The sequence below is a fragment of the Endozoicomonas sp. genome (assembly GCF_051008435.1).
GTDB lineage: Bacteria > Pseudomonadota > Gammaproteobacteria > Pseudomonadales > Endozoicomonadaceae > Endozoicomonas_A.
In genome coordinates this window covers 1-7,172 of the sequence record NZ_JBPCXO010000232.1, presented here as the reverse complement: position 1 = coordinate 7,172, position 7,172 = coordinate 1, and the positions used below count along the sequence as shown (strand labels likewise).

The 7,172-nt window shown below is 46.5% G+C and carries 9 protein-coding genes and 2 pseudogenes; 10 read left to right on the top strand and 1 reads right to left on the bottom strand.

Annotated features, from left to right (window positions below):
* From ACR2PX_RS11995 to ACR2PX_RS11950, 10 genes and pseudogenes are all read left to right on the top strand, one after another.
* Positions 1-244: transposase (locus ACR2PX_RS11995; protein ID WP_433999590.1), on the top strand; the 244-nt coding region annotated here is incomplete at its 5' end.
* A gap of 427 nt (positions 245-671) precedes the next feature.
* Positions 672-1,148: an NYN domain-containing protein gene (locus tag ACR2PX_RS11990; protein WP_433999589.1), complete on the top strand. Its 477-nt coding sequence runs from the start codon at positions 672-674 to the stop codon at positions 1,146-1,148.
* Between the two features lie 222 nt (positions 1,149-1,370).
* A complete protein-coding gene (locus ACR2PX_RS11985; protein ID WP_433999588.1) occupies positions 1,371-1,769 on the top strand; it encodes a VOC family protein in 399 nt (132 codons plus the stop codon).
* Between the two features lie 59 nt (positions 1,770-1,828).
* Positions 1,829-2,014: a hypothetical protein gene (locus ACR2PX_RS11980; protein WP_433999587.1), complete on the top strand. Its 186-nt coding sequence runs from the start codon at positions 1,829-1,831 to the stop codon at positions 2,012-2,014.
* A gap of 4 nt (positions 2,015-2,018) precedes the next feature.
* Positions 2,019-2,669, top strand: coding sequence for an HAD family hydrolase (locus ACR2PX_RS11975; RefSeq protein WP_433999586.1), 651 nt, complete (start codon positions 2,019-2,021; stop codon positions 2,667-2,669).
* 347 nt (positions 2,670-3,016) lie between these two features.
* Positions 3,017-4,126 carry a UDP-2,4-diacetamido-2,4,6-trideoxy-beta-L-altropyranose hydrolase gene (pseG, locus tag ACR2PX_RS11970; protein ID WP_433999585.1) on the top strand — a complete coding sequence of 370 codons (1,110 nt, stop codon included), beginning with the start codon at positions 3,017-3,019 and terminating at the stop codon, positions 4,124-4,126.
* Positions 4,127-4,134: 8 nt separating this feature from the next.
* Entirely contained in the window at positions 4,135-4,731 is a 597-nt protein-coding gene (locus ACR2PX_RS11965) for a class I SAM-dependent methyltransferase (RefSeq protein ID WP_433999584.1), read from the top strand.
* A 50-nt stretch (positions 4,732-4,781) separates the two neighbouring features.
* Positions 4,782-6,014 (top strand): NAD(P)-binding protein, encoded by a 1,233-nt coding sequence (locus ACR2PX_RS11960; protein WP_433999583.1) that lies wholly within the window; start codon positions 4,782-4,784, stop codon positions 6,012-6,014.
* Positions 6,011-6,706, top strand: coding sequence for a WbqC family protein (locus ACR2PX_RS11955; RefSeq protein ID WP_433999582.1), 696 nt, complete (start codon positions 6,011-6,013; stop codon positions 6,704-6,706). The genes ACR2PX_RS11960 and ACR2PX_RS11955 overlap by 4 nt, the downstream gene beginning before the upstream one ends.
* A 78-nt stretch (positions 6,707-6,784) precedes the next feature.
* Positions 6,785-6,949 (top strand): annotated as a pseudogene (locus ACR2PX_RS11950) (HAD hydrolase-like protein); the annotation flags it as partial.
* A gap of 52 nt (positions 6,950-7,001) precedes the next feature.
* Here ACR2PX_RS11950 and ACR2PX_RS11945 read toward each other — a convergent pair.
* Positions 7,002-7,172, bottom strand: a pseudogene (locus tag ACR2PX_RS11945) (IS701 family transposase); the annotation flags it as partial.

Here is a 7,172-nt window from a genome sequence, read left to right as displayed (position 1 = left end):
GATCAGCCGGAATCACTGGTCTGTGGAGAACAATCTGCACTGGGTGCTGGATATTGCGTTCTCAGAAGATGCCTGCCAGATAAAGACAGGGAATGGTGCTGAAAACTTCTCTATTTTAAGACGTATTGCACTGAATGCTATCAAAGCAAACAAAGGAAGGCGTAGTATCAAAAGCCATCGAAAAGTGGCTGGTTGGGATCACAAGCATCTGAAAAAGCTTCTTTGTTCAGTGGTTCAGAATTGATGCAATTGCCCTGCCCTTCTATTCTGGCATTTAGCAGTCACACTTTGCTAAAAGGCTACCTTGTCTTAGCCGTCATTCGAGTAAAGAGATTCCAAGTCAATCAAACGCTATAGAAGGCATAAAGTTGAGTAAACAGACTACTCATCATGTGCCACAGTCAGGAAATGAAGCTAGACGAATCCACTCTCAGGAGGAGACACAAGGCCAGGGACTCTCGGCTGATGTGTCATTTCATAGCTTTCTGAGATCCCTACAAACAGCCACCTGCCCGCTTAAAAATCTATAAACCTTCATCGACAGGCTGTAAGATGAAGCCAGTCAGCATTAAACCCTACAACGAATAAAAACGATCCGGATAAGAGAGTGAGTTGTATTATGTCATTTTCTACAAATTCGTTAGGCTTCCCTGCATCACTGGAATCACATAATGGATAAAGTTGCACTCTTTGTTGATGTACAAAATGTTTACTACACTGCCAGACAGACCTATGGGCGAAACTTTGATTACAATAAGTTTTGGCTGGCCGCCACCGGTGGAAGAGAAGTCGTAAAAGCCTTTGCCTATGCGATTGATCGGGGTGATAAAAAGCAGTATGAATTTCAGAATATCTTAAGGGCTATTGGCTTTGATGTCAGATTGAAGCCTTTTATACAAAGAAGCGATGGCTCTGCAAAAGGCGACTGGGACGTAGGCATAACGATCGATGTTTTAGAGTATGCAGACCTGGCAGATGTAGTGGTCTTAGTTTCCGGAGATGGGGATTTTGACCTTCTTGCGAATAAAGTCAGGGCGGCTAAAGGCAAGAAAGTTGAAGTTTACGGTGTACCCAATTTAACGTCTAGCTCATTGATGAACGAAGCCAGTGAATTTATTCCTATCAATGACTCTTTATTACTCCGGTAGGTTCAATCCTAATAATCTAAGGGGTTAATTCCCCTCTGCTTTAGTTTGAGCCCAAACGTCCCATCAGGGTGCATAGTTGTTGAAGCCTGAATTATGACCCTTATACTCAAAAGTCAGAATGGATTCCCCCCCTGAACACAGGCCAATCGACTCGTTACAGTACGAGCACATTTTGTCACCCGTGTTCAGAGCTCTACAACGCCAACCTTCAGGAGCAAAAAGATGAAAGAAATCACCAGAATCAATCATGTCGGTTTGAGAGTCAGAGACATGGAAGTCTCTCGAGCATTCTACGAAAAGCTGGGGTTCGAGTTCATCGCCGGCCCAGTCGGGCCAGAGCCTGTCGCTATCGTTGAGCATCCCTCTGGCGTTAACATCAACCTTATTCTCAATGCTTCAGCGGACGCACCCAAGAGCAATGTTTTGATGGAAGAGTCCATAAAATACCCGGGCTATACCCACATTGCCCTGGAGATAACCGATTATCAGTCCGCGATCACTTACATGAGAGAGTTGGGGATCAAAATTACAGGTGAGGTTGAATTTAAGGGAGCTCAGTTCTTCTTTGTTCGGGATCCTGACGGTAACGTCATTGAGTTCCATCAGCCCGCAAACAGCTAACTTGTAAGGCAGCCCCTGCTGAGCCACTGTTAAACCCTCAACATCAAAGGAATGATTCGATGAGCACCAGCTTGATAGTTCTCGTTGGCTATATAGGCTGGATTATTACCCTGTTAATCAGCCTGGAAGTTTTTCGCACCGTCCTTGTCGTTCAAAAAGGTCGCACCGTCGATAGCTTTAGCCATGAAGGAAACGATACCACCCCTTTTGATCATCGACTCGCCAGAGCCTATGCCAATATGTGACACAATGAATATAATGTTCGATCTGGACGACACACTGTATGATAAAAGCGCCACTCTGAGCCATTATGCCGACTACCTGTTCGATAATAGACTGACTGCACTCAATCTATGTCCCCAGCAATTCAAAGAAGCGTTCATTACTCAAAACAGCATTATCCAGCCTAAAGCTCAGGCTTTCAGCCTTCTGGCATCACAGTTCAATTTTTCCACACAGTTGAGCGATGATCTCCTTAAGGAGTTTGATAACACTTTGCACGAATTCTCTGTGTCTTTCCCTGGTGTCCATGAATCGCTGACTGAGTTAAAAAATAACGAAGTCTCCATTGGTTGCATAACGAATGGACGAGACTTTTTCCAGAGAAATAAAATTCGAGCTTTGGGCCTGGATACCTACTTTGATTTTATCGTGACCTCCGGAGAGCTTGGCATCAAAAAGCCCGATCCTGCGATATTCCAAGCAGGGTTGGACCTATTCTCAAACAATAGTGATCAGGTTTGTTTCTGCGGAGACAATCTGTCGGCTGATATTCAACCAGCCAAGCAGCTTGGGATGACAACCTTCTGGAAAACCCGTGCATCGTCAGAGTCCGAGTTTGCCGACTACGTGTTTAATGATTTCAGTGAGTTTGATGAAATCTGGCTGCACAGAAGATGAATAATGCCCTGCTTCAGACCAGGCCAATGCACGTACAACCATACAATACGAAGGTAAATCTTACGGGAGGCAGATAAACCACAACCCTCCCCAACGCTTGCCTGATAAAAATTGATGATGCTACATTGTTTGAGTGGTTGATTTTTAGTCATCACCTCTGATCAGACGACCATGAGCCCAAAGCTTTATCAAACAGGATGTTTCATATAACACAGGAAACTGGTTTTGTATTTCATCCATGAGCAATGTCCCTGTTGGCCTATTGCCGTTGGTAGCAGTGCCACCTATCTATTTTATAGAGAAATAAGCACCGCTGAGCACATTGTCACTGACTGGAAACGACTGACATGAAGGCCGTCTTTCGGGTCGATGCCGCTTCTCATATTGGTTCAGGCCATGTTATGCGTTGTCTGACTCTGGCCCAATCGATGAGAAACCAAGGTTTTGAGATTCTCTTTATCTGTCGTCTTTTTCAAGGGCATATGCTGGATAAGGTTCGATCCTCAGGGTTCACCGCTCTATCACTCCCATCAAACTCAAAAGATCACTTTGCATGCAATGATCAGGATCAACCTCCCTATAAAAACTGGTTAGGCATTGACTGGCAGAGTGACGCGGATGAAACCCTCTCTCTCATAGGCAGTGAGTGTGACTGGCTCATCGTTGATCACTACGCACTGGACAGCCGCTGGGAACAGAAGCTCCGAGCTAAAGCCCGTTTCATCCTGACCATTGATGATCTCGCAGACCGCAGCCACAACTGTGATCTCCTGCTGGATCAGAATGTAGCCATCAGCGGAAAATCGGACTATCGCGAACTGACTCCTGAATCCACCCAACGCTTTCTGGGTACAGAATATTGTTTACTGAGGCCCGAATTCCATTTCAACTATTCACGCCCCTCCTCCGACAAATTCAGTCTGCTGGTGTTTATGGGGGGCGCTGATTCCAAGGGTTTATCCCTGAAAATCCTCGACACTCTAAAAACAGCAGGACACCTGAATCTGACAGTATTGCTCCAGCCTACTCACCCCGATTACGCTTCTATTGCCCATATCTGCTCCCAATCGGGGCACACCTGTCTGCCTGAAACCCATAATATGGCTGAATTGATCGCACAACATCATGCAGCAATTATTGCCTGCGGGTTCATCAGTTATGAAACAGCCGCTTTGAACGTCCCTTCCCTGCTGCTGCCTCATTCTGACATTCAAAATCAGGTGGCCGATCGTTTGGTGGAACTGGGAACCGGTGTGAAGCTGATGCCCGAATTGCTGAACTCAAAAAGCCTGAAGGCGGCTATCAACAAGCTAAAGGGCATACGGCTTGATGACCAGACTCTTTTTCCAAGCGGGGGAACCGCTAAAGTCATTGCCGCCATGCAACAGATTTCAACCACCACTCCATCTTGCAGTCAATCCACCGTAGCCGAATCCTTTATTTCGAGAAAGCCATGAGCCGAGAAATGGATATTCAGGAACACTATCGACAACGTCTGGAGCAGTTTGGCGATACCGCTGAAGCTGCGCAGTATTCAGACAGAGCCAGTCAGGAAAAACGTTATGCCATTCTGACTGAAATTGCCCCATTGGAAGGTTGTCGCATACTGGACTTTGGCTCCGGGACAGGCCACCTGGCGACCTATCTTAAATCCAGACAGATCAATGTTGATTACACGGGCATCGATATCGTCCCCGAATTACTGGGATACGGTCGCAGTAAGCACCCCGAGCATCGTTTTATGTTGTGGGAAGAGTTGGCTGACGAGACCTTCGATTATGCCTTCGTCAGCGGTGTATTTAACAACCGTATGGACGACAACCGGACCTTTTACCAGAATACTGTCTCACAGTTGTTCAGTCGGGTGACCAAAGGTCTGGCCTTCAACTTGATGAGCACTTACGTAGACTATCAGGACGATGAACTCTTTTATGAAGCACCGGAGGCGGCTTTCAGCTACGTAAAACAATTGACTCCCACTGTTACCCTCAGGCACGACTATCAAGTCAAGCAAGGGGTCATTCCTTTTGAATACGCTGTCTACGCCTATAAGCAGCCTTGAGTAGAGAACGTATTTGCCTTGTCACAGTCCTTAAATAGAGGATGACCGAGATGGATCTCAATATTGTTGGCGGCGGTATAACAGGTTGCATAATGGCCTTGAAGGCGGCTCACTGGGGGGCAAAGGTTCAACTGTTTGAAGCCAGCGCTGAACTGGGTGGCATTCTCAAAGACCTGGAAGTCGAAAATGAAGCCTACTTTAATGGCTGCCAGTACTTTAATGACTCAGAATGGCTGCATCAGCTGGATCAAGCCCTTTCCAGTCAACTGCAATGCTTCGTCCATGAATACGGTTCAGTGACCGAGCTCTTTGGTGATCAACAGTTCCACGCTGACTTTGCTCAACCGGTCATCCACGACACCCATGATATTCAGGGGCAAGTGTCGTCATTAAACTCTGGGAAGCTCATTGACCGACTTGCTCTCTATGGTCGCCATGCTCCCCCAATCATTGCATGGGCTGAACAGTTTGGCTCGCTGGACAGCCTTCACTCAGACTGCGTGACCAGTATGCAGCTGCCCAGAGTCTTCTTTAACAAAGATATTTCAGGACTGTGTGAAGAAAAGTCCCGAAATCCGGTGATTGATCAAATGACCGGTGTTCCCCGTTCTCTGCTTTTTCCTGACAGACAAAAAGCCATGGGGCTTTTACCTGAATCCGGATTCACTCCATTCTTTGATCGTTTGAGTCGTCTGCTGAAAGAAAGAGGCGTAACTGTTCATACTTCTGCTCCGATAAAACCCATGCTTTCAGACAAGGATCAAATAGAATGCTATTCCAGGGGGCAAGCATACCCGGCTGATCGGACTCTATGGTGCGCCAACCCCACCGGACTACTAATCAATACCCACACCGGCAAACTGGATACCCCATCCACAGCGATGTATTGTGCAACCGCACTGCTGGACAATCAAAATTACATTGAGCCCGTCTATCATCACATCTTTTCGTCCCAATCCAGTATCTTCCGGCTGTACGCATACCCACTGAATGGACAGAATAAAATATCTGTGGAGGGGTTTCTGGCGCATGAATCGCTGGACAAACTGGACGCTCAACTCAGTGAGTACCTGAACTTTCTTAAGCTCCCCCCGCTGACTTCAGCCCTTACCCTCCATAAACAACGCCGTTACGTTAATTTCACCGTCAGGGATAAGTCACTGATTGAGCAATTTAATCACGACAGCAACGGTTTCAAGATGCTGCCGGGTGCCTGGCATATTCAGGGGCGAGATAAGAAAATTGAATTTCTCAGCCGTCATTTGCAACAGGCGATGTCATGACAACTTGTGTCATTATGCAGCCCAGCTTCATTCCCTGGGCGGGTTTCTTCAACCTGATTCACCAGGCAGACTGTTTTGTGTTTCTGGATGATGTTCAATATCAGAAACGCTCCTGGCAGGTCAGGAACCGGATTCTGCTGAATGGAGAAGAGCAGTTAATGACACTTCCCATTGAAAAATGCTCTTCACATACTCCAATCAACGAGGTCAGACTCTCTACCCTGCCCCGCTGGCGGGAAAAACAGGCAATAACCCTGCAGAGAGCCTACGCAAAACTACCCTTTGCTCACCAGGTTCTGCCCATTATTGATGCGATTTACAGTACAGAGACTATGGAACTCAGTCGTTTTAATATGAATGCCATCCGGTTAATCAGCCAGCAGCTGGACCTTGAAACCCATTTTTTTGTATCCAGCCAACTGAACTGTTCCGGCAAACGCTCTGAACATTTGGCCCAGATTTGCAACGCCCTCTCGGCAACCGAATATTTATCGCCGGTGGGATCCAAAACTTACCTTTTAGAGGACCAGTTTGAAGAAAACTCCGGGCTCAAATTACGATTTCAGAACTTTGAACCCGCTGAATACTCACAACACAAACGCAACGACTTCCTTTCTCACCTGTCGATACTGGATGTCATCGCTCATTTGGGGCTCGAGCAAAGTCGACTTTACTGCACAGAGCAATCCTGAACACTCTGCCTTCATCCAGTTTTTGAAAAACCGCCTTGAAAATCACACGCCTCACATAAAATTTAACGAGACTTTATTTTGAACTACGACTATTTGATCTTTGACCTGGATGGCACCATCAGCGATCCAAAGGACGGCATCGTTCGTTCTGTCAATTACGCTCTGGACTCTCATCATTTTGCTCCTTGTGGTGAACAGGAGATCAGCCGCTTAATAGGGCCTCCCATTGAGAAACTGTTCGCAGCTCTAACAGGATCGAATGATCAAGGTCTACTCAATTCCTTAATAACTCATGTTACGCACCCTTCATCGACTGAAGTTCTTGGAACGATGATGTCAGCGCTGAAAGATAAAGCTTCGCTCGCAACTCAAAGTGGTTCAAATTGAGCTTGTTAGACAAAACTTCAAGACGAAATGCCGAATATATCGACATAAATAGATGGTTACTCTGCGTCAAAACGGTATG

Bases quoted from the DNA above. Each gene is read 5' to 3' on its own strand.
- ACR2PX_RS11990 (WP_433999589.1), top strand. From the start codon at position 672: ATGGATAAAGTTGCACTCTTTGTTGATGTACAAAATGTTTACTACACT.
- ACR2PX_RS11985 (WP_433999588.1), top strand. From the start codon at position 1,371: ATGAAAGAAATCACCAGAATCAATCATGTCGGTTTGAGAGTCAGAGAC.
- ACR2PX_RS11980 (WP_433999587.1), top strand. From the start codon at position 1,829: ATGAGCACCAGCTTGATAGTTCTCGTTGGCTATATAGGCTGGATTATT.
- ACR2PX_RS11975 (WP_433999586.1), top strand. From the start codon at position 2,019: ATGAATATAATGTTCGATCTGGACGACACACTGTATGATAAAAGCGCC.
- pseG (WP_433999585.1), top strand. From the start codon at position 3,017: ATGAAGGCCGTCTTTCGGGTCGATGCCGCTTCTCATATTGGTTCAGGC.
- ACR2PX_RS11965 (WP_433999584.1), top strand. From the start codon at position 4,135: ATGGATATTCAGGAACACTATCGACAACGTCTGGAGCAGTTTGGCGAT.
- ACR2PX_RS11960 (WP_433999583.1), top strand. From the start codon at position 4,782: ATGGATCTCAATATTGTTGGCGGCGGTATAACAGGTTGCATAATGGCC.
- ACR2PX_RS11955 (WP_433999582.1), top strand. From the start codon at position 6,011: ATGACAACTTGTGTCATTATGCAGCCCAGCTTCATTCCCTGGGCGGGT.